Origin of the sequence: Paracoccus sp. SY (assembly GCF_002901215.1) — a bacterium.
Taxonomy (GTDB): Bacteria; Pseudomonadota; Alphaproteobacteria; order Rhodobacterales; family Rhodobacteraceae; genus Paracoccus; species Paracoccus acridae.
On sequence record NZ_NWMQ01000050.1, the window covers coordinates 1 to 20,553 of the forward strand.

A 20,553-nucleotide genomic window follows, 5' to 3' on the forward strand; every position below is an offset into this window, starting at 1 on the left:
TAGATTGAGTGCAACAGGCTCTAATCGGCATGGCGAGGCGACAGGCCTTCTCTATGCGGTATTGCAGAACCGCCTGATTAATTTCGCTTTCGTTGGCGTCATGTGCACTTGCCATTCCATAACACCCGTAATCCCCGGAGGCTGCTGTAGAGACCGTTTAGAATTGTCGCGAACTGGCAAAGTTGATTTGTCGCCCTTGCCTTGCTGCCGGAACCTTGCGCACAGGATGTGACACAAGGGCATCGGCATGGGACTTCTCCTGATGAGCGAACGCGAGCTTCAAGGGATCGAGGTTTTGGCGCATGTTCTGGACGGCAGCTTGCGCTCAGCGACAGCTGCCAGCCTGCTTGGCCTCAGTCAGCGGCAGGTGCAACGCCTGCTCGGCAAGGTGCGGGACGAAGGCGCCATGGCGGTAGGCCACAAGCTGCGCGGCTGACCCTCGAACAACCGCATCAGCGCTCTCAAGCGCGACTACATCCTGTCCCTGATCCGCAGCGATTATCCCGACTTCGGGCCGACGCTGGCGGCCGAGAAGCTGGCCGAGCGGTATGGCATCCGCGTCTCATCCGAGAGCCTGCGGCAATGGATGATGGCGGCCGGGCTTTGGCACATCCGTGTGCAGCGGCACCGCATCCACCAGCCACGGCTGCGCCGGCAGAGCTTTTGGCGAGTTGATCCGGATCGACGGCTCGGATCATCGCTGGTTTGAAAAATGAAGTAGTGTCTGCCAGCGGTTCGAGGGCGCTGGCCAATGGCCTCGCCTGCCGCTGGTCAACATCGAGACTGCCTGGAAAGCGCAACTAAACCTTCGCCTCTTCCGTTCAGCAGGATGTGGAACTGGATCTTGCAGAACGCCGCCGTCGTGCAGGCCATTGTCGGGCTGATCACGGCCGCAGTCTGGATCACCTATCTTCATGTCTTTGTGGAAAGCATGAGGCGAGGGCGCAGAAGCGAGATCCTCATCACCCTTGGTGGTGATCGCGGCCTTTCCGGGCGGATGCTGGTCAGCAATCTCGGACTGGAGCCGATCTATGTCCTCGACATCATGCTGACCGTTCACGCGAAGTCCGGCCGCAGGAGCCTGTCGGTCGCGGACCGGACAGAAATCGACCCATCCGAGCAGACCAGCACGGATCGCGCAACCCTTCAGCAGCCCTTGAAAAGCGGCGAATATGTCGAGATCGGCACAATCGACATCCTGCTGGACCGGGCCTCGCGGCGGTTCCGGACCGCCAGGCAGGACCCCGATCTGGCCTGCATCGAGGTCACAGTGGCAGCGGTCACGGCGGCAGCCTCGGGGATCGTTGCCGCGCGTAGGGTCTTCGATGTCGAGCATTCTAAGGACGGGTTGACCCTCAGGCCGAAGACCCTTTATGCCGAACAAATCCGTAACCGGCGAGGCCGGCAGAGGATCGAACGCCAGCTTGCGGATACCTTGTGATGAAGCGGTATCCTTATGGAAACCTGAAGCGCCGGCTTTCTCCCTGTTGCGTGACTGCGGGCAAGTCGGGTCACGGTAGAAGGACAGGATGTTGACCAAGAAGCCCGATGTTCCCCTTGATCCCGCGGCGCCTGATGCGATCCCTGCTCCCGAGGGCGCAACCCAGGTCATCGATACCGATTACGAGATCGGCCAGGACAACATCAACTATCGCCGCCGGTTCGTCTTCGAGCTGGATATCCACAACGTCGTGTTCAGTGTCTCGGCCATTGGCGTGGTCGCCTTCACCTTGCTGACGCTGATGTTCCAGAACACGCTCGACCCGCTTTTTTCGGGGCTGAGGGACTTCCTGACCTCCAGCCTAGACTGGTTCTTCATCGTCGTCGCCAACATCTTCGTCCTGCTGTGCTTCGCGCTGATCGTGCTGCCGCTTGGCCGGATCAGGCTGGGCGGGCCGGATGCGACGCCGGACTACAGCTATGCCTCGTGGTTCTCGATGCTGTTCGCGGCGGGCATGGGCATCGGGCTGATGTTCTATGGCGTGTCCGAGCCCTTGGGCAACTTCACCGCCGCCTTCCAAGGCCCGGAGGTCGGGTCGGACGGGACGCGGACCGACTGGGCCCCGCTGCAGGGCGTGCCGGGAGATGCCGAAGGAGCCAGGCGGCTTGCCATGGCCGCCACCATCTTCCACTGGGCGCTTCATCCATGGGCCATCTATGCCGTGGTGGCCCTGTCGTTGGCTTTGTTTTCCTTCAACAAGGGTCTTCCAATGACCCTGCGGTCGATCTTCTATCCGATCTTCGGTGAGCGGGTCTGGGGATGGCCCGGACACCTGATCGACATCCTTGCGGTCTTCGCCACCATCTTCGGGCTTTCCACCTCGCTGGGCATCGGGGCCCAGCAGGCAAGTGCGGGTCTGAACTTCCTGTTTGGGCTGCCGGCGACCAGGGGGGCGATGATCTTCTTGATCATCATCATCACCGCGATCGCGACAGCCTCGGTCGTGGCTGGGATGGATAAGGGCGTGAAGCGGTTGTCCGAGATCAACATGGGCCTTGCCTTCCTGCTGCTGGTCTTTGTCATCGCCACCGGCCCGACGACGCAGATCGCCACGGGCTTCTTCAAGAACCTTTTGGCCTATGTCGAATACCTGCCCGCCTTGTCCAATCCCGTCGGGCGCGACGACGACAACTTTCGCCAAGGCTGGACCGCCTTCTACTGGGCCTGGTGGATCAGTTGGTCGCCCTTCGTCGGCATGTTCATCGCCCGTGTCAGCCGCGGCCGCACTGTACGGGAGTTCGTGATCGCGGTCCTGCTGATTCCGTCCATCGTATCAACCCTGTGGATGACCGCGCTTGGCGGCACCGCAATCAGCCAGGTGGTGAACCAGGGCCTGACCTCGGTGCAGGATGCGGCGCTCGAACTGCAACTGTTCGAGATGCTGTCCCACCTGCCGCTGACGGGGATCACGTCGCTCTTGGGGATCGTGCTGGTTATCGTGTTCTTCGTCACTTCATCCGACTCAGGCTCCCTGGTGATCGACACGATCAGCGCGGGGGGAAAGATCAACGCACCCGCTCCGCAGCGCGTCTTCTGGGCTACCTTTGAGGGCCTGATTGCCATTGCCCTTCTGCTTGGCGGAGGGCTGGCCGCGCTGCAGGCCATGGCGGTATCGACCGGGTTTCCCTTTGCGATCGTCTTGGTAGGGGCGTGCTTTGCCCTTCTCAAGGGACTGATGGCAGAGCCACGATAGGAATACCGGCCCAGCCACGAAGGTGGGAATGTCGGAGAAGCCGTCATGCCTGTAAGCGAGCCTGCGAGGCGCGTCCCGCTTTACAAGCGTGATCCCGGACGCACATTCCAAGGCTTCAGGCAGCCCCTGATCGCTTCGGCAAAATCGACATAGGTTTCTCCTCGCTGCGCCGACTTGCGCCAGGCCATGCAGATGTTCCGCGTTGGCGCGGGATCGCTCAGGGGGACGGCTACCACCAGTTCCTCGCGCATGACCTCAGAGCGGACGTAAAGGGCCGGCAGCAGGGCGATGCCCATGCCGGCGGCGACCATCTGACGCAGCGTGTCGAGGGTTGTGCCGACGTAATCGCTTGCCTCGATCGCGCCAACCTCGCGGCAAAGGCGTGCGATGTCATCGCTCGGTCCCTCGCGACGTTCCATGGTCAGGATGGTCTCGCCCGCCAGATCCTGCGGCCTGACCGACTTGCGGCAGGCCAGCGGATGATCCTGCGGAACCACAAGGTGCAAAGGCTCGGTCACCAGCACGGAAGAGGCAAAGTCATCGCGCACCGGTACCTCAGGCAGAAGGATCACGTCATACTGGCCGTCAGCCAGGTGGTCCTGCAGCTGTTCCGGCTTTTCCTCGCGCACATGGATGCGGGTTTGGGGGAAGGTCTGGCGCAGCGTCGGCATCGCTATGGACAGGACATAGGCTCCCACTGTGTGGACCACGCCCATGCGCAGCAGGCTCTGCATCGCGCGGGGGTCTTCGCGCCGGGCAATGTCGCGGATGTCGTCGATCTCGGCCGCGATGGTACGGGCCCGGCGGGCGATCTCGGCCCCTACTGGGGTGAGAAGGACGCGAGCCCGCGTGCGTTCCACCAGCCGGGTCCCCAGCCGCGCTTCCAATTCTTTCAGCTGGATGCTGAGGGTGGGTTGCGTGACGTGGCACTGCTCGGCAGCACGGCTGAAGTTCAGTGTGTCAGCCACCGCCAGCAGGTATCGAAGCTGCTGCAAGGTCGGCATTTCGACTCCTTATAGAGTGCGGCTATGTAACGTCGCTTCATTATCAATTTCTATATCATGGAGGGTCTGTGATTAAAATCCGGGGCAATTAAACAGCCTCAGGACTTTCCATGACTCAGCACGCGACTACTGGCGCGGGGCGGCTATACGGCTATGCGGCATCGGGATTGGCCGCGCTGATCTTCGTCGCCTTTGCGGCGATGGCCCCCGGCGTGGTCGGGGGTCAGCCTGTTCTGGCAGACTGGCCCTGGGCGCCATCGCTGAACATCTCGCTTGCCTTCATGCTGGACGGGCTGTCGCTGATCTTCGGTCTGCTGATCAGCGGCATCGGCTCGCTGATCTTTCTCTATGCCACTGGGTATATGGGCGATCACCCCCGTTTCGGCCGCTTCGTGCTGTTCCTGTTCGCCTTCATGATCTCGATGCTGGGACTTGTGATGGCGCGCGACCTGATCACCCTGTTTCTGTTCTGGGAACTGACCAGCATCACCTCATACCTGCTGATCGGCTTTGACCACGACAATCCCCGCGCCCGGCGCAATGCTTTGCAGGCGATGCTGATCACGGCCAGTGGCGGGCTGGCGCTGCTGGCAGGTTTCATCCTGATGGGCACAGCGGCTGGCGGATACGATCTGGCGCATATCTTGGCAGGGCAGGGGCTGCAGGAGCATCCTCTTTACGGACCGATCCTGGTGCTGGTGCTGCTGGGCGCCTTCACCAAGTCGGCACAGTTTCCCTTTCATGTCTGGTTGCCCAATGCGATGGCCGCGCCGACACCGGTATCGGCCTTCCTGCATTCCGCGACGATGGTGAAGGCCGGGGTCTATCTGCTGGCGCGGCTGCACCCGACCTTGGGGGGCACCCCGTCCTGGACCGTGACGCTGACAGCTGCGGGGGCAGTGACGGCCATTCTCGCTTCGGTTCTGGCGATGCGGCAAGGCGATCTGAAGCAGGCGCTTGCCTATACCACGCTGATGGCCCTGGGCATGATCACGATGCTTCTGGCCGGTTCGCATCCCTATGCACTGACGGCGGCAGTGACCTTTCTGATCGTTCATTCGCTCTACAAGGCCAGCCTCTTCATGGTCGTGGGCGCAATCGACCACGGCACCGGCACGCGAGAGGTCGCTCAGTTGCGCGGCTTGGGCCGGGCGATGCCAGTGACGGCTGTGGCGGCCTTTCTGGCCTGTGCCTCGATGGCGGGGTTGCCGCCGATGATCGGATGGATCGGCAAGGAACTGATCTATGCGGGTGGTGCGACGATGACCGGCGCTCCCTTGGTCCTCGCCGCAGCGGTTGCGGCGAATGCCCTGGTTTTCGCGGTTGCGGGAGTTGTCGCGCTGCGCCCCTTCCTGGGCGCGCCGGTGAAAACGCCGTATCCTGCGCATGAGGCGCCCTGGCAGATGCTGGCGGGGCCGATCATCCTGGCGGCTTGCGGCCTGGCGGCCGGGGTGCTTGCACAGCCTCTATTGGGTGCGGCTATCGGCAGCACCCTGACCGGAAGCCTACTGCAGGATCGCGCGGCTGGTCTGCATCTCTGGGTCGGGTTCAACGCGGCCTTCGTGCTCAGCATCCTGACCTTCACCCTTGGGGTGATGCTTTATGTGATGCGTGACCGGTTCGCGACCCTGGTTGATCCGGTGCTGCGCCGTCTGCCCTCGCTCGACAACGGCTGGGACCAGCTGCTGGACGCCTTGCGCGACCTTGCGGCCTGGCAGACCCGGGTGCTGCAGACCGGCAGGCTGACGGGCTATATGCTGGCGGTCTTTGCCGTCACGGCCCTGGCGCTTGGCGCGACCATCCTCCACGGCAGGCCTGTCATCATGCCCGAGCTTCCGCGTTCGGCCTTCCTGTGGTTGACGGTGGGCTTTACCGCAGCCGGGGCGGTTGTTGCGCTGAACACCCATTCGCGAATCGCGGCCATTGCCGGCATCGGCACAGTTGGGATCGGGGTCGCGGTGATCTTCATCTTCGCCGGCGCTCCGGATGTCGCCACGACCCAGCTGATGGTCGAGACCCTGTCGGCGGTCATGTTCGCCATCGCGGCCTTGCGCCTGCCGGGCCTGGTCGAACGCCGCAGCCGCCCAAGGCAGCTGGCTCATGGGGCGGTGGCCTTGTCCGTGGGTCTTTGCGTGACGGTAATGGTGCTGTCGGTCACGGCCTCGCCGCTTGACCGGACTATCACCAATTACTTCGAGGAGAACTCCTATGCCTTGGCTCACGGCCTCAACATTGTGAACGTGGTTCTGGTCGATTTCCGCGCCTTCGACACCTTCGGCGAACTGATCGTGGTGCTGCTCGCCTCCTTCGGAGCCTATGCGGTCCTCAAGCGGAAGGGGAGGGCAGGGGCATGAACTCGCTGATCCTTTCGGTCGGCGCGCGGTTCCTGACGGCGCTGTTCCTGCTCTTCTCTCTGTTCGTGCTGCTGCGCGGCCATAACAGCCCCGGCGGCGGTTTCATCGGTGGGCTGATCGGCGCGGCGGGCTTTGTCCTCTACAGCTTTGCGGCAGGCGTCGATGCTGCGCGCAGGGCGCTGCGGGTCGATCCCCGCGCCATCGGCGTCTGGGGCATGGCGCTTGCCATCATCGCAGGAATGGCTTCGGCCTTGGCAGCCCTCGACCCCTTCACCGGGCTTTGGCTGATCCTGGCGGATCTGGCGCTCTCAACGGTGCTTGTTTTCGACATCGGCGTCTATCTGGCCGTCTTCGGGGCGATCCTGACCCTGGTCTTCACGCTCGAGGAGACGCTCTGATGGAAACCTTTGTCGCCTGCCTGTCGGGTTTCCTGGTCGCGACGTCCATCTGGCTGATGCTGTCGGGCAACCTGATGCGCTTCCTGTTCGGACTGCTGCTCTTGTCGAACGGCGTCAACCTGGCGATCCTTGCCGCCGGCCGCCTGACGCCCGGCGCGCCGCCTCTGCTGGGGGTCAAGGGCGAACTGCCCGCAGACACCATGGCCAATGCCCTGCCGCAGGCGCTGCTTCTGACAGCTATCGTCATCGGCTTCGGCCTCTTTGCCTTCGCCCTGGCCCTAACCATCCAAGCCTATCGAACCTTTGGCCATCTCGAAGTTGATCGAATGCGCATCGCCGAACCGGCGGAGGAGCGGGAATGAGCTGGGTTCTTGCGCTGCCCATCATGATCCCGTTCGTTACGGCGGTCTTGGCCTTTCTTCTGCGCCGGTCGCGGATGGGTGACTTGGCTTCGGTCGGCGGCTCCGCAGCCTCGCTTGTCGTTGCCGTGGTGCTGATCGCGGAGGTTCTGGACCAGGGTGTCATCGCCGGCCAGATCGGCGGCTGGCAGGCTCCCTTTGGTATCACACTGGTGGCCGATCACCTGTCGGCGGCGATGGTGCTGATCACCGCCATCATCGGCCTGTCGGTTGCCGTCTGGTCCCTGGCCGAGATTGGCCCCACATCCGCCCGGTTCGGATACCATGCCCTGTTCCAGTCGCTGCTGGGCGGCGTCACCGGCGCCTTCCTGACCGGCGATCTGTTCAACCTTTATGTCTGGTTCGAGGTTCTGCTGATCTCGTCCTTCGGGCTGCTGGTGATCGGAGGCAGGAAGTCCGCAATCGACGGGGCCGTCAAATACGTCACGTTAAACCTGATCGCGACGGTGCTGTTTCTGGCGGGCGCGGGGCTGCTTTACGGCGCGACCGGCACGCTGAACATGGCGGACCTGCGCGGTGCCGTCGCGGCCTCGCCCGACCAGGGGCTGATGACGCTGATCGCGATGATGCTGATGGTGGCCTTCGGGATGAAGGCCGCGGTCTTTCCCTTGTTCTTCTGGCTGCCTGCATCCTATCACACGCCGCATTACGCGGTCTCGGCGGTCTTCGCCGGGCTTTTGACCAAGGTCGGCGTCTATGCCCTCCTGCGCGTCTTCACGCTGATCTTCGTGGGCGACGTCGGCTACACGCACGAGATCCTGCTCTGGGTGTCGCTGCTGACAATGCTGACGGGCGTGCTGGGGGCGGCCGCGCAGAGCGATTTCCGCAAGATCCTGTCCTTCCACATCATCAGCCAGATCGGCTACATGGTGCTGGGCTTGGCACTGATGACGCCCCTGGCCGTGATGGGTGCAGTCTTCTATCTGCTGCACCACATCATCGTGAAGACCAACCTGTTCCTGATCGCCGGCGTGTCGCGGCGCCTGACGGGCTCGTCGGACCTTTACGCCATCGGCGGCCTTTACAGGACCGCGCCGCTGCTGGCCGCGCTGTTCATCATCCCTGCCTTCTCGCTGGCCGGTTTTCCGCCGCTCTCGGGCTTCTGGGCCAAGTTCGTCATCGTCCGGGCCTCGCTGGACCTGGGCGAATGGCTGGTGGCGGGGGTCGCGCTGCTGGTCGGGCTGCTGACCATCTTCTCGATGACCAAGATCTGGGCCGAGGCCTTCTGGAAGGCCCATCCCGACGGACGCCAGCCGGCCCTGGTCGACCTCCCCCGGTCCGCGCGGTGGCAGATGATGGGGCCGATCATCGCCTTGGCGGTCATGACCGTCGTGATCGGCGCCTTCCCCTCGGCCTTCCTGGAGTTCGCGACAAAGGGCGCTGAACAGCTTCTTGATCCCGCCGCCTATGTCGCGGCCGTTCTGGGGGAGGCACGCCGATGAAGCTTCTGGCCATCAATGTCCTTCTGGCCGTCGCCTGGGCGGCGCTGTGGAACGGGTTCTCGCTGGCAAATCTGCTGACAGGACTCGTTATCGGCTTCGGTGCCCTGTGGTTCGCCCGCGACCTGATCGCCCAAGGGGACGAGCGACGCTATTTCCGGGCCCTGCCGCAGACCTTGGTCCTGATTGTCTATTTCCTCAAGGAGCTGATCAAGTCCTCGATCATGGTGGCCCGCGATTGCATCGCGCCGCGCCCGAACCTGCACCCGGCCATCGTCAAAATGCCCTTGGACGCCCATTCGGATGCCGAGATCTTCCTGCTGGCCAATCTCATCACCCTGACGCCGGGCACGCTGACGCTGGATGTGGCGCCGGACCGCAGCTTCCTTCTTGTCCATTCGATCTATGCCACCGACGAAGCCGCCCTGGTCGCCGATCTGAAGTCCGGGATGGAGCGTCGCATCGGAAAGGTCTTCCGCCCATGACACCCACCGCCTTCATGCAGACAAGCGTCACCCTGGCCCTGATCATGGTCGGCCTGGCGATCTTTATCGGCTTTATCCGGCTGGCCCGCGGACCGAGCCTGGCCGACAGGGTCGTGGCCCTGGATATGATGACTACCGCCGTCATCGTCGTGTGCGGCCTTTATGCCGTGCGCACCGAGGCCGAGGCCTTCCTGGACATCGCGGTCGCGCTTGCCCTTGTCAGCTTCCTGTCGGTGGTGGCCCTGGCCCGCTACGCCGAACGGCTTGGCCGCAGGAACGACCGCGATGACTGAGATCCTCACCGGCATTCTTGCGCTTCTGGGCGGCGGCTTTGCCCTTGTCGCGGCCATTGGGATCCTGCGCTTTCCCGACGCACTGACCCGAATGCACGCCTCCTCGAAGGTTGGCAGCCTGGCAGGCTCGCTGGCTCTTCTGGCGGCGGCCGTCGATATCGGCGGCGTCAGCGCGGCCAGCCGGGCGCTGATCGCGATCCTGTTTTTGCTGATGACGGCGCCGATCGGCGCGCATCTTCTCGGCCGCGCTGCAGCCTGGCGGGCGGGGCAGAAGCCAGCCTCGCGGCAGCAACCCCAGAAGCCTCGTCCAAAGGACCGCAGCCCATGAAGGACATCGCCCTGGTTCTGCCCGAAAAGTGTGATGAGCCTGCCCTGCTGCAGGTCATGGCCTGGCTGTCACGCCGCCAGCCGCTGCGGGTCGGGCTGTGTTCGCGAAGCCCGCAGTTGTCGGACAGCCAATGGCAGCTCATGGCAGGGATCGAGGCAATGGGGGTGGCCGTGTCAGCGCATCTCTCGGTTACCCCCGAGAGCCTGGTGGGGATACCGGCCGATCTGGTTCTTGTTGCCCGGCCCTCATCCCAGGCCCATCTGGCGTGGCGGAACTTCATTCGCGACCTTTCCCGGCAATTGCCCGCCCCGGTCTGGATCATGAATGGCCCTATGGATCCCCCTTCGGCCGTCACCGCCCTGATCGATCCCGATGGCGCGGACCGCATCGACCCCCATCTCGCGGCTGAGGTGCTGCGCGTATCGTTCACGCTCTCGCAGGCTCTGGATGTGCCTCTGGACATCATCAATGTCTGGTATTTCCGGGAAGAAGGCCTTCTGCGATCCAGGCGCCTCAGGACGCCCGAGCCGGAAATCATCGAGGGAAAGCGCCGGGCCGCCTGGATCGCGCAATCGGATCTGGCCCGAGTGCTGGCGACACTTTCGCCGGACCTATCCTGGCGCCGGCTGGACTGCCTGCAGGGGCCGGTGACCGACAGCCGGCAGAACCTTGTGTCAACCGATACCCTTGTCGTCACGGGCTCCGCAGGCCGGGACGGCTGGGCGGCACGGTTCCGGCCGAACCTGGCCGAGGACTTGTGCCGCCGGGGGCAAGCACCGGTCGTCATCGTCAAGAAACCTGACGCCTTGGCCTTGGCGTTGCTGAACGGCACGACGCTGCAGGACCGTTCCGACACAGATACATCTCGGTGCGACTCTCCGGACAGCCACCGCAGAAAGAGGTCCGGTTCCTACTGAACAGGGATTACCGCAGAGATGGGCAGCCAAGCCCATGTTCCTCGTCTTAAGGCAGCGGCAATGGAGCGGCCGCCAACCTTCATGCCGTCTGATGCGCAGTCAGGCTGGAGAGCAAGACCGCCTGACAGACCGCACCGGCTCACGCGGGATGAAAGCTCGCCTGTCGGGTGGTTGCTCAACCTGTGGCAACAGGCATAAACATCAACCAGGCTCCAGTCGTCCCGGATGAAGGTCCAATGACAGTTCAGGTAGGCAGATGGGATGCCCAAAGCTACCAACGCCGCCGTTCAGGAACATAAGACAGAGTCCATGCTGACCTGCATGGATGGCGCTATCCGCCAACTGCGCGCGATGCCAGAATTTGCCTTCGGCGAACGGACGGTGCTGCTGAACAACCTTTGAGCCCCCTTACAGGCCAAGGTCAGCAAAGCGCCTTGGTGACCAGCGTGCCGAATGGTTGTGACCGACGCATCCTGTGCTAACGTGTTCTTGAAGTCGCAATAAACCGGGTAGGGATATGAAAATCAAAGCACTGTTTGCAGCATTCGCAATTGCAGCCTCGATGGGTCAGGCCGCCTCTGCGCAGGACATGTCGTTCTTTCGCATCGGCACCGGCGGCACCGCAGGCACCTATTACCCGATTGGCGGGCTGATCGCGAACGCGATCTCGAACCCGCCGGGATCACGGGCCTGCGAGGATGGCGGATCCTGCGGCGTGCCGGGCCTGGTTGCGACCGCCGTGGCCTCGAACGGATCGGTGGGCAATGTCAACGCGATCAATGGCGGCGCGCTTGAGGCGGGCTTCACCCAGTCCGACGTGGCCTATTGGGCGCAGACCGGCACGGGGCTGTGGGAAGGCCAGCCTGCGGTCGAAAAGCTGCGGCTGATCGCGAACCTTTACCCCGAAAGCATCCATCTGGTCACGCGCGCCGATGCGGGTATCGAGTCCGTGGCGGATCTGAAGGGCAAACGCGTTTCGCTGGACGAACCCGGATCGGGCACGCTGGTCGATGCCAAGATCATCCTGGAAGCCTATGGCCTGTCCGAATCCGACGTGACGGCGGAATACCTCAAGCCCGATCAGGCGGCCGATCGGATGCGCGACGGTGCGATGGATGCCTTCTTCTTCGTGGGTGGCTATCCGGCGGGCGCGATTGCGGAACTGGCCAGCCAGCATGACGTGAAGCTGGTCCCGATCAGCGGTCCCGAGGTCGAGAAACTGCTGGAAACCTATAACTTCTTCGCTACCGACAACTTCCCCGCCGGCACCTATGACGGGCAGGACGCGGATGTTCCCACCATCTCGGTCGGCGCGCAGCTTGTCACCTCGGCCGATCAGTCCGAGGAACTGATCTACGGCATCACCAAGGCGCTGTATAACGAGAACACGCAAAAGCTGTTCGCAGCGGGCCACGCCAAGGGCAAGCAGATCACACTGGACAGCGCGACGCAGGGCGCGGGCATCCCGTTCCATCCCGGCGCCGAGCGGTTCTACAAGGAAGCGGGAAAGCTCCAGTAAGCACGGGTCCGATCCGGTTCAAAGGACGCGGACCACAGGTCCGCGTCCTTTTTCCGTTCCCTGAAACGCAGGAATGACGAATGAACGAAACTGCACGCCAACTGACCGACGCCGAACTGCGCGCGCTGGAGGAAGAATACGACCCCGAGGCCCGGTTCCGCACAGTCCTGCGACCGGTGGCGATCCTGACCGGGGTCATCCTGTTCCTGCTGTCGGTCTATCATTTCTACACAGCAGGCTTTGGCATCCCGCGCGCCGCCACCCATCGCGGGCTGCACATGGGCGTGTCGCTGTTCGTGATCTTTCTCAGCTTCGCGGCCTTCGACAGAGGCCGCCACAAGACCACGGGCTTCGCCATTCTGGGCATTCCGGTCTATGATTGGCTGTTCGCCCTCGCCGGGGCGGTCAGTTCCTTCTATGTGCCCTGGATTTATGACCAGCTTGCCTTCCGCGTCGGCAATCCTCTGACGTTGGACATCGTGATGGGCACGCTGCTGCTGGTCACGCTGATGGAGGCCGTGCGCCGGTCGATGGGTTGGCCCTTGCCGGTGATCGCGGCGCTGTTCATCGCTTATGCCTATTGGGGCCGGTCGATGCCCGGCATTCTGGTCCATCCCGGCGCAGACTGGAACACGATCATAAACCATCTGTATCTGACCTCGCAGGGGATCTATGGCACCGCGCTTGGGGTGATCGCCACCTATGTGTTCCATTTCGTCCTGTTCGGGGTGATGGCGCAGAAGATCGGGTTGGGGCAGTTGTTCATCGATCTGGCCACCGCGCTGACCGGGCGTTTCTCGGGCGGGCCTGCCAAGGTCTCGGTCGTGTCCTCGGCCATGCTGGGCACGATCTCCGGCTCGTCCATCGCCAACACGGTGACCACGGGCGCGCTGACCATTCCGGCGATGATCAAGATCGGCTTCAAGCGCCACTTCGCCGCCGCGGTCGAGGCGGCGTCCTCGACCGGCGGGCAGATCACGCCGCCGGTAATGGGGGCGGTGGCCTTCCTGATGGTCGAATACCTGGGCATCCCGCTGCGCACCATCCTGATCGCAGCCATCGTGCCCGCCTTCATGCATTTCTTCGGCGTGCTGGTGCAGGTCCACCTGGAAGCCAAGCGCCTGGGCATCCGCGGCCTGACGAAAGAAGAACTGCCCAAGGCCGGAAAGGTCCTGCGCGAAGGCTGGCTGTCGGTCGCGCCGCTGATCCTGCTGGTCTGGATGCTGATGTCGGGCCGCACGCCCTTCCTGTCGGCCTTCTGGGCCATTGCCGCCTGCATGGCCGTCTATCTGATCCAGCGGATCATGGTCTCCGGCGTCCTGGGTGGCATCAAGGAAACCGCCGCCGGCATCTTCGAGGGTTTCGTGTCCGGCGCACGCCAGTCCTTGTCGGTGACCGCTGCCGCAGCCCTTGTGGGCGTCGTCATCGGCATCGTCACGCTGACGGGCGTGGGCTTCAAGATCGCCTTCATGGTGACCTCGGTCGCAGCCAATGCGGCTGCAAGCTTCCATGCCTTCCTGGGCTTCCTGCCGTTCGAGCCTTTCGGCATCGATACGCTGACCCTGCTGTTCACCCTGATCATGACGGCGGTCGTCTGCATCCTGATGGGTTGTGGCGTGCCTACGACCGCCAACTATATCATCATGGTGGCCGTGGCCGCGCCCGTCCTGGGGATGATGAATGTCGAACCCCTTGTGGCGCATTTCTTCGTCTTCTACTTCGGAGTTCTGGCCGACGTGACGCCGCCGGTGGCGCTTGCCGCGTATGCGGGGGCGGGGATCGCGGGGGCCAACGGCTTCAAGGCGGGCAACACCGCCTTCCGACTGTCGATGGGCAAGGCCCTTGTGCCCTTCGTGTTTGTCTTCTCGCCCTCGCTGCTGATCGTCACCCAAGCCTTCACATTGCCCGATTTCCTGCTGGCCTTCACTGGCGCGGTCCTGGGCATCATTGCGCTGTCGGCGGCGATCACCAACTGGCTGCTCGGACCGCTATGGGTGATCGAGCGGATCACCCTGCCGATTGCGGCGTTGCTGATGATCGCGCCCGAGCCGGTTTCGACTGCCCTGGGTTTCGTGATCCTGGCCGCCGTGACGGTACGGCAGTATCTGGGAAAGCGCGACACTCCCGCAGCCTTGGCCCCCTGACAGGACAAGCCCGCCAGGGGGCAGCCTTTCCTGCCCTCTGGTGCGTGGATGCGTCCGGTAGAATTCTTGGGATCGATGGCTCTCTGCTCTGCCCCCTGAAAACTGGATCGTTTGAAGCTGGAGTTTTCGGCTAACCTTCTCTGGCTGGGAGAGGAGCTGAGATCGATGAAGGCATCGAAGTTCACTGAGGCGCAAAAGGCGTTTGTTCTGAAGCAGGGCGAGGAAGGCACACCGGTTGCGGAGATCTGCCGCAAGGCCGGGATCATCCAGGCCACCTACTTCAACTGGAAGAAGCGATACGGCGGGCTGCTCCCCGACGAGATGCGCCGATTGAAGGCGCTCGAAAACGAGAACAGCCGGCTCAAGAAGATCGTCGCTGACCTGACGCTGGACAGGGAGATGTTGCAGGACGTCATCCGCCGAAAGCTCTGAGGCCTGCCCGGATACGGCAATTGGTCGATGGGATTTTGGTGGACTGGGGCGTGTCGATCCGCAGGGCATGTGGGGCCCTGCGCTTTGACCCGTCGAGCTACCATTACAAATCCCGCCAAACCGGGCAGGCCGCATTGGAGCTGAGGATCCGAGAGATCTGCGAAGCGCGGGTGCGCTACGGCTATCGGCGCATCCATGTCTTGCTGCGACGGGAGGGGTGGCAGGTGAACATCAAGAAGACGCGCCGGATTTACAATGAGTTGGTCTGCAGCTCAGGAACAAGCACCCGAAGCGGCGGGTGAAGGCGAAGTTGCGCGATGATCGTCAGGAGGCTGTCGGTCCAAATGATGTCTGGGCTATGGATTTTGTTCACGATCAGCTGGCCTTGGGTAACAAGCTACGCATTCTGACCAATGTTCGGGCCATCTTGTTTGCCAGAGCAATCGCCCTCAGCATCCTCGGCTTGCGAGCCAGGATACGGCCCAGCCAGGAGTTCTCTGCAGGGGGCCGCACCTTGGCTCCGGATATCAACGCCATCGCGCCGATGATCAGAAGCCGCCGGATGTCTCGCTGCCCGGACTTGCTCGTGCGCCCGCGCCTTTGCTTGCCGCCGCTGGAATGCTGTCTGGGCACAAGCCCCAGCCAGGCAGAAAAGTCACGTCCTCGGCGGAAGCGGTCCATCGGGGGAGCAAAGGCAGCCAGAGCCATAAACCAAAATAGGCCAGGCGCACTGAAAGCCTGTACTCCTGGATCGTAGTTCCCAGACCTTCGGCAGCTGCTCTCCAGTAACACGGCAGGAGTTGCGGCGGAGAAGCCATTGGCAAGAGAGCATGGGCGTGTCACGCTACCAGCGTAAAAGATTGTATCCCCAACAATTTGCTTTTGTGATCGCGGAAACAAGATGCTCGTTGAAGACTGGAGGACCCATCATGACTGACGAACGCACCCGACGGATCCAGGAACGAGCCTACTCCATCTGGGAGCAGGAAGGCCGTCCCCCAGGCCGGGATGCGCAACACTGGGGCCAAGCGGAACGAGAGATCGACGTGGAGGACGCTGCACGCGCATTCTCCTCGGCCGGCACAACCACTGCGCGCCGCCAACCGAAGCCAAGAGCTATCACGAAAACGATTGCCGATGCATCCAGCGCGAGCTTGACAGGAGCCACTGATACGACAGCCGAGGTCTCGACAAAGGAGCCTGTAAAGACCAGAGGCTGAAAACCGAAAGCAGTATCGGAAGACAGCGCGCGGGCGCCAAAGGCAGCACGAGGGCGGAAAGGAAAGGCCGTGCCCGAAGAGGGGGCGGGCAGCTCAACGGCAGCCGGTGATGCAGAGCTCAAGGCCACCGCTATGGCGCAAGAAGCGGTGGATCCTAACTGGGAAATGGATCTGCACCAGTTCTGTTCCGGTCATGTGCTCACGTGAGGCGGCCGCAATCAACAACTACGCAATTGGCATTCAAACCAGACCACGAGAAAAACGTCCTCCGGGTCCTGACTAAAGCAGCAGCCTGTTAATCCTGCCATTCAAAGGGCGAAAAGGATTGGGAAACAAAACTCAACTCGCTGCCTGACAAAGAAAGTGCGGCAGCCAATGACCGCCGCACTCCTTTTGGCCCGAAGATGGTGGTCAGGCCAAAGCCTTCCGGCGGCGAAGCCCCGCCAGACCGCCCAGACCTGCCAACAGGAGCAGCGCAGAGGCAGGAAGCGGAACCGGAGCAACATCCGGAACCTCGACGACGATGTCGTCTACCCGGGCATTCCCGGTGTTCGTGATGAATGACAGGAAGGTGATGTTCTGGAACAGGGCATCACCAGAGACATCGATGACCTGCCCGCCGTCGTTGAAGTCATACACGGACTCCAGAAGGGTCAATGTCCCGTTGCTGGTGGTGACGATCAGATCGTCCATGTTGCCCAGCAACTGGAACCAGAAGGAGGTGACGGAGAAAGTCCCGGTCTCGATCCCCAGGGTCGCCTCACCTTGCGAGTTGACTCCGAGGCAGGGGGCGCCGGAAAGGCTGCCCGTGCAGTTGCCGTTGATGATGCCGGGGCTGTCCTCATCCAGCGTCAAGGGCGCCGGAACCGGACTGTTGAAGTCGAGGGTAACAGTGGCAGCTTGAGTTTCGGGTGCGCTGAACAACGCGAAGGCCGAAACAACTGAAGCTGCAATAGCAGTTTTGATACCAAGCATAGAGGCCTCCAAATAATAAGGGCGCGCTCTATTCTTATGCGCTGAGGCTCACTGGCCAGCAAACAAAACTCGTATTCCGGAGCACTTTTACAACCCATGGAATAGTCTCTAAGTAGGCCCGGTCCTTTAAGATGTCAAAATGCGTTAAGTGTCCGGATTTATTGTATGAACTAATCAAAATAAACGAATCGCCCTTTCCAGGGGTGCACTGACTGCCGCGCAAAAGCGTCGCTCCTAGGACGGACCAAGTTCGAGCGAGCAGTAAATCTCCAGCTCCCTCGCACGCCCGCATTCGCGACCCATTCCGACTATTCTCGTTATAGTCTTTTCTCTTGAGATATCGACCGGACCCCAATCTGGCGCAGCAACTCTGCCATGAAGCTCCAAAGCCTTGCATGCAGTGTGCCGGCCACCAGCCCCAGAGCGACGCCCCCGCCAATGGAGATGGCATCTGCCAAAGCCGTCCCGGCCTCGATCCCCCCCAGGGGCATCAGAACCTCAGGAACAAGGCGGTGCAGCAGGTAGATCGGAAAGGCCCCCCACGCCAGATGTATCAGGCCCCGGACCACGATGCGCGGCGCGCGCACTTGTGGCACATAGAGGAGAAGCCCCACCAATCCCAGAAGGCCAAGATACTTGATCCAGCTGCCGTGCCAGTTGCCGCCAAGCCACGCCGCCCCTGGCAGGATCACGCTGGCCGCAAGCAGGACCATCAGGCGCTGGCGTGCGTCGGTCGCAGTAGCGATGCACCAGCCAAGTGCAAAAAGGTAGAAGACCCACGGGACCGAGAATTGCGACCGCCCGTCCGGCAGGGGCGAGAACTCCGGCAGCGTGCCCCGCAGGAGAACGCCCAGGACCAGCAACCCCATGCCAATCACCAGCGGCGACCGGTGCAGCCATTCGCGCGCTCGTGGCTGCATGAAGAGCACCAGCAGCAGAAGGTTGATCTGCATATAGGCTTCCACGAACCAGTAAAGATAGGGCAACATCAGATGCGTTTCCGGCGTGGTGAAGGCGAAATTCCCCACCAGGAAGACCGAGGCCCAGGGCACCTGCTGCCAGGCGAGGGCGTATCCCGCTAGGATCAGCCCATAGGGAACCAGCACCCGCAAGGTCGGCTGCAGGAACCGCTTGGTATCGCCCGCGATCAGAGCCTCGCGCCGGTGGAGAGCCACGCTCATTCCCAGCAGGATCACCATTGCCGCTGCCCCGCCATAGACGGGCCATGCCGTCTGGTGTGAGATGACGACCGCCAGGATTGCCAGCGCGCGGGCCAGGATCGGCATAGGAACCCGGCTCACCAGGATGGCGGACTGGCTTTCCAGCGCCGCGATGCTCATCTGCTCCCACTTCTGCGGAAGTCCACTCAGATGCTGGTCCAGCAGCAGGGAAATCTCGACATGCCGAAGCGAGTCGCCGCCAAGGCTGGCGAAGCTGTCCTCTCGACGCACCGGGCGCGGGGCGAAGCTGCGCGCGAAAATGTCATATAGGTTTCTCCCCTGCACAGGCGCGGCCAGTTGCCGCAGTGCCGGATAGTCGATCTTGCCATTGGGGTGGCGCGGAAGCTGGGGGCATGGAACGGTTACGATATGCTGCGGCCGGATCCCGGCCAGTTGCGCCGCCCGCGCGGCCACGCCGTCCGAAGGACCCGGGGTGGCCACCCAGATCGTCTCGTCATCGCCCCAGACGGCGACCTCTTGCCCGGCTTGCTGCAATGCGCGCTCCAATGCGTCATGGCCAATCCGCAGGCCGGCGATCTTCGACATGCGCGATCGCCGTCCAACGATCCGGTAAAGGCCGTCCGTCCCCCGCCGGGCCAGATCGCCCGTGGCAAGCATAGAAAGTTCCGGGCCGCGTGACAGATCCTCGGCTGTCTCCGCATAACCCATCATCACGTTGGGGCCACGATAGATCAGTTCCCCCTCCGCTTCGGCAGACATCAGTTCCCGCCCTGCCTCGTCGCGGAGGCAAAGCGTTCCGCCGGGGATCGCCTGCCCAATCGCGTCAGGCGCTACCTGCGCCTGTTCGGGCGGCAGCCAGGCAATGCGGGCAGTCGCCTCGGTCTGGCCATACATGACGACAAGGCGACCGTGCCGGGCGTCCATAATCGAGGCCCAGCGGCGCACTGCCGCAGGCTTCATCGCCCCGCCTGCAACGGTCAGGCAGGTCAGGCTTTCGGGCAGGTCATCATCAAGTCCGATGCTTTCCAGCAAGGCGAAGTGGTGCGGGACCCCGGCCAGGCTAGTGGCTTCGGAATCGGTCAGAGCTTCACGAAAACCCGGATCGAGAACCGTCCCGTCGGCGAGCCAGAGGCTTGCGCCGCGTCCCAGGTGGGAGTGGAGGACCGAAAGGCCATAGGAATAATGCAGAGGCAGGATCAGCGCCGCCCGGTCCTGCGGGCGGATCTGCAGGTAATCCGCAATGGCCTTGGCATTGGCCGTGACCGCGCTTGCCGACAGGCGGACGCCGCGCCCCGTCCCCGTGCTGCCCGATGTCTGTAGCAACAGCGCCAGATCGGGATGAAGAAGCGCCGGGCTCTCGTGGAACAGCAGCTTCCAGCGACCGCCGATCCGACGCCAGCTGGCATGGGGGCGGAAACGTTGCTCAAGGCGTCGGGCGGCTTCCGGTTCTCCCTCGGGCAAAGGCATGACGGCATGTCCCGCCTGCAAGGCACCGAGATAGGCCCCGATGGCCGCAGGTGTAGGTGCCATCTCGATGGCGATCAAACCGCGGGGAAACGGAAGGCGCCGCCCGAACTGTTGCGCCGAAGCCATGAGTTCCGCATAGCTCATCTGACCGTTCTTGTAGATCAGGCAGGGACTATCCGCAAACGCGGCCAAGATGTCGGGAGAGATAAGCACAGGCGGCCTCCAGATGGTGCGGCGCGCCTAGTTATTCTGACAGATTAAGTCAATATTGCGGTATCTCGCTTAGTATATGTCAGCCCGCATCCCGCCCCTGCTATTGCTAGGACCTGCACTCTTGCGGGGCATGAAATCAGGAGGTTCAGGAAGGATTTGCTGGTTGATCTGCATGCGTTAGCTTTGTGCCGGATGCTAAAAGCTGTTCAGTTTTGATCTCTCCATACCCTTGCACCCCTTTCGCAGCTCAGTCGGCACCCGGCCCCTGCAGGCCCGGCGGGGGCAGGGCTTCGGCATCGGGGTTGCGGCCCTGCTTGCGGTCCAGAAGGCGCATCACGGGCGTCACCGTCAGCCCGTGCATCAGGACGGACAAAAGAACCACAAGACCCAGAATGGCCCAAAGATGTTCGGCCCCGGCAACCTCCATGTGGTTCAGCCCATAAGACAGGTAGTAGAACGACCCCACCCCACGGATGCCGAAAAAGGCAATGGTCAGCTTTTCGCCAAGAGCGGCGCGAAAGCCCCACAGGCCGATCAGCCCCGTCACAGGCCGGATCACCAGCAGAATCAC

At 62.7% G+C, this 20,553-nt stretch carries 19 protein-coding genes and 3 pseudogenes; 17 read left to right on the plus strand and 5 right to left on the minus strand.

Features of this window, described 5'->3' with window-relative positions:
• Positions 1-247: 247 nt before the first annotated feature.
• From CK944_RS24085 to CK944_RS19300, 3 genes and pseudogenes are all read left to right on the plus strand, one after another.
• Positions 248-710 (plus strand): annotated as a pseudogene (locus tag CK944_RS24085) (helix-turn-helix domain-containing protein); the annotation flags it as partial.
• A gap of 119 nt (positions 711-829) precedes the next feature.
• Positions 830-1,441, plus strand: coding sequence for a hypothetical protein (locus CK944_RS19295; protein ID WP_103174702.1), 612 nt, complete (start codon positions 830-832; stop codon positions 1,439-1,441).
• 88 nt (positions 1,442-1,529) lie between these two features.
• On the plus strand, positions 1,530-3,194 hold the full coding sequence (locus tag CK944_RS19300) for a BCCT family transporter (RefSeq protein WP_103174703.1): 1,665 nt from the start codon (positions 1,530-1,532) through the stop codon (positions 3,192-3,194).
• A gap of 80 nt (positions 3,195-3,274) precedes the next feature.
• Here CK944_RS19300 and CK944_RS19305 read toward each other — a convergent pair whose 3' ends face one another.
• A complete protein-coding gene (locus tag CK944_RS19305; RefSeq protein WP_103174704.1) occupies positions 3,275-4,198 on the minus strand; it encodes a LysR substrate-binding domain-containing protein in 924 nt (307 codons plus the stop codon).
• 110 nt (positions 4,199-4,308) lie between these two features.
• Between CK944_RS19305 and mbhE the strand changes: the two genes are divergently transcribed.
• The 12 genes and pseudogenes from mbhE to CK944_RS19360 form a co-directional block, all read left to right on the plus strand.
• Positions 4,309-6,552 carry a hydrogen gas-evolving membrane-bound hydrogenase subunit E gene (gene mbhE / locus CK944_RS19310; RefSeq protein ID WP_103174705.1) on the plus strand — a complete coding sequence of 748 codons (2,244 nt, stop codon included), beginning with the start codon at positions 4,309-4,311 and terminating at the stop codon, positions 6,550-6,552.
• On the plus strand, positions 6,549-6,950 hold the full coding sequence (locus CK944_RS19315) for an MnhB domain-containing protein (protein ID WP_103174706.1): 402 nt from the start codon (positions 6,549-6,551) through the stop codon (positions 6,948-6,950). Before mbhE ends, CK944_RS19315 begins: the two co-directional genes overlap by 4 nt.
• Complete coding sequence (locus tag CK944_RS19320) at positions 6,950-7,312, plus strand: NADH-quinone oxidoreductase subunit K (protein ID WP_103174707.1); 363 nt, start codon at positions 6,950-6,952, stop codon at positions 7,310-7,312. Before CK944_RS19315 ends, CK944_RS19320 begins: the two co-directional genes overlap by 1 nt.
• Positions 7,309-8,811 carry a Na+/H+ antiporter subunit D gene (locus tag CK944_RS19325; RefSeq protein ID WP_103174708.1) on the plus strand — a complete coding sequence of 501 codons (1,503 nt, stop codon included), beginning with the start codon at positions 7,309-7,311 and terminating at the stop codon, positions 8,809-8,811. The genes CK944_RS19320 and CK944_RS19325 overlap by 4 nt, the downstream gene beginning before the upstream one ends.
• A complete protein-coding gene (locus tag CK944_RS19330; RefSeq protein WP_103174709.1) occupies positions 8,808-9,293 on the plus strand; it encodes a Na+/H+ antiporter subunit E in 486 nt (161 codons plus the stop codon). Before CK944_RS19325 ends, CK944_RS19330 begins: the two co-directional genes overlap by 4 nt.
• On the plus strand, positions 9,290-9,586 hold the full coding sequence (locus tag CK944_RS19335) for a monovalent cation/H+ antiporter complex subunit F (RefSeq protein WP_103174710.1): 297 nt from the start codon (positions 9,290-9,292) through the stop codon (positions 9,584-9,586). The genes CK944_RS19330 and CK944_RS19335 overlap by 4 nt, the downstream gene beginning before the upstream one ends.
• Positions 9,579-9,914, plus strand: a complete 336-nt coding sequence (gene mnhG, locus CK944_RS19340; protein ID WP_103174711.1) for a monovalent cation/H(+) antiporter subunit G — start codon at positions 9,579-9,581, stop codon at positions 9,912-9,914. The genes CK944_RS19335 and mnhG overlap by 8 nt, the downstream gene beginning before the upstream one ends.
• Positions 9,911-10,831: a hypothetical protein gene (locus tag CK944_RS19345; RefSeq protein WP_103174712.1), complete on the plus strand. Its 921-nt coding sequence runs from the start codon at positions 9,911-9,913 to the stop codon at positions 10,829-10,831. The genes mnhG and CK944_RS19345 overlap by 4 nt, the downstream gene beginning before the upstream one ends.
• A 261-nt stretch (positions 10,832-11,092) precedes the next feature.
• Complete coding sequence (locus CK944_RS23375) at positions 11,093-11,233, plus strand: hypothetical protein (protein ID WP_158248075.1); 141 nt, start codon at positions 11,093-11,095, stop codon at positions 11,231-11,233.
• A gap of 115 nt (positions 11,234-11,348) precedes the next feature.
• Complete coding sequence (locus tag CK944_RS19350) at positions 11,349-12,350, plus strand: TAXI family TRAP transporter solute-binding subunit (protein WP_103174713.1); 1,002 nt, start codon at positions 11,349-11,351, stop codon at positions 12,348-12,350.
• A gap of 80 nt (positions 12,351-12,430) precedes the next feature.
• Positions 12,431-14,494 (plus strand): TRAP transporter permease, encoded by a 2,064-nt coding sequence (locus tag CK944_RS19355; protein WP_103174714.1) that lies wholly within the window; start codon positions 12,431-12,433, stop codon positions 14,492-14,494.
• A gap of 165 nt (positions 14,495-14,659) precedes the next feature.
• Positions 14,660-15,344 (plus strand): annotated as a pseudogene (locus CK944_RS19360) (transposase); the annotation flags it as partial.
• Here CK944_RS19360 and CK944_RS19365 read toward each other — a convergent pair.
• Positions 15,302-15,634 (minus strand): annotated as a pseudogene (locus tag CK944_RS19365) (transposase); the annotation flags it as partial. The pseudogenes CK944_RS19360 and CK944_RS19365 overlap by 43 nt on opposite strands.
• A gap of 221 nt (positions 15,635-15,855) precedes the next feature.
• On the opposite strand from CK944_RS19365, the gene CK944_RS24390 reads away from it, so the two are divergent.
• Together CK944_RS24390 and CK944_RS23380 are read left to right on the plus strand one after the other, a co-directional pair.
• Positions 15,856-16,146, plus strand: a complete 291-nt coding sequence (locus CK944_RS24390) for a DUF2934 domain-containing protein (protein ID WP_103174715.1) — start codon at positions 15,856-15,858, stop codon at positions 16,144-16,146.
• A gap of 69 nt (positions 16,147-16,215) precedes the next feature.
• A complete protein-coding gene (locus CK944_RS23380; protein WP_158248076.1) occupies positions 16,216-16,353 on the plus strand; it encodes a hypothetical protein in 138 nt (45 codons plus the stop codon).
• A 204-nt stretch (positions 16,354-16,557) separates the two neighbouring features.
• On the opposite strand, the gene CK944_RS19375 is transcribed toward CK944_RS23380, so the two are convergent.
• From CK944_RS19375 to CK944_RS19385, 3 genes are all read right to left on the minus strand, one after another.
• On the minus strand, positions 16,558-17,121 hold the full coding sequence (locus CK944_RS19375; protein ID WP_103174716.1) for a VPLPA-CTERM sorting domain-containing protein: 564 nt from the start codon (positions 17,119-17,121) through the stop codon (positions 16,558-16,560).
• A gap of 317 nt (positions 17,122-17,438) precedes the next feature.
• On the minus strand, positions 17,439-19,913 hold the full coding sequence (locus tag CK944_RS19380) for an AMP-binding protein (RefSeq protein ID WP_103174717.1): 2,475 nt from the start codon (positions 19,911-19,913) through the stop codon (positions 17,439-17,441).
• A gap of 316 nt (positions 19,914-20,229) precedes the next feature.
• Positions 20,230-20,553 (minus strand): cation:proton antiporter (locus CK944_RS19385; RefSeq protein ID WP_192877784.1); only part of this gene is annotated, 324 nt, incomplete at its 5' end.

What these genes read in the sequence shown, in the direction of transcription:
- CK944_RS19295 (WP_103174702.1), top strand. Translation starts at nt 830, where the DNA reads ATGTGGAACTGGATCTTGCAGAACGCCGCCGTCGTGCAGGCCATTGTC.
- CK944_RS19300 (WP_103174703.1), top strand. Translation starts at nt 1,530, where the DNA reads ATGTTGACCAAGAAGCCCGATGTTCCCCTTGATCCCGCGGCGCCTGAT.
- CK944_RS19305 (WP_103174704.1), bottom strand. Translation starts at nt 4,198, where the DNA reads ATGCCGACCTTGCAGCAGCTTCGATACCTGCTGGCGGTGGCTGACACA.
- mbhE (WP_103174705.1), top strand. Translation starts at nt 4,309, where the DNA reads ATGACTCAGCACGCGACTACTGGCGCGGGGCGGCTATACGGCTATGCG.
- CK944_RS19315 (WP_103174706.1), top strand. Translation starts at nt 6,549, where the DNA reads ATGAACTCGCTGATCCTTTCGGTCGGCGCGCGGTTCCTGACGGCGCTG.
- CK944_RS19320 (WP_103174707.1), top strand. Translation starts at nt 6,950, where the DNA reads ATGGAAACCTTTGTCGCCTGCCTGTCGGGTTTCCTGGTCGCGACGTCC.
- CK944_RS19325 (WP_103174708.1), top strand. Translation starts at nt 7,309, where the DNA reads ATGAGCTGGGTTCTTGCGCTGCCCATCATGATCCCGTTCGTTACGGCG.
- CK944_RS19330 (WP_103174709.1), top strand. Translation starts at nt 8,808, where the DNA reads ATGAAGCTTCTGGCCATCAATGTCCTTCTGGCCGTCGCCTGGGCGGCG.
- CK944_RS19335 (WP_103174710.1), top strand. Translation starts at nt 9,290, where the DNA reads ATGACACCCACCGCCTTCATGCAGACAAGCGTCACCCTGGCCCTGATC.
- mnhG (WP_103174711.1), top strand. Translation starts at nt 9,579, where the DNA reads ATGACTGAGATCCTCACCGGCATTCTTGCGCTTCTGGGCGGCGGCTTT.
- CK944_RS19345 (WP_103174712.1), top strand. Translation starts at nt 9,911, where the DNA reads ATGAAGGACATCGCCCTGGTTCTGCCCGAAAAGTGTGATGAGCCTGCC.
- CK944_RS23375 (WP_158248075.1), top strand. Translation starts at nt 11,093, where the DNA reads ATGCCCAAAGCTACCAACGCCGCCGTTCAGGAACATAAGACAGAGTCC.
- CK944_RS19350 (WP_103174713.1), top strand. Translation starts at nt 11,349, where the DNA reads ATGAAAATCAAAGCACTGTTTGCAGCATTCGCAATTGCAGCCTCGATG.
- CK944_RS19355 (WP_103174714.1), top strand. Translation starts at nt 12,431, where the DNA reads ATGAACGAAACTGCACGCCAACTGACCGACGCCGAACTGCGCGCGCTG.
- CK944_RS24390 (WP_103174715.1), top strand. Translation starts at nt 15,856, where the DNA reads ATGACTGACGAACGCACCCGACGGATCCAGGAACGAGCCTACTCCATC.
- CK944_RS19375 (WP_103174716.1), bottom strand. Translation starts at nt 17,121, where the DNA reads ATGCTTGGTATCAAAACTGCTATTGCAGCTTCAGTTGTTTCGGCCTTC.
- CK944_RS19380 (WP_103174717.1), bottom strand. Translation starts at nt 19,913, where the DNA reads ATGAGCTATGCGGAACTCATGGCTTCGGCGCAACAGTTCGGGCGGCGC.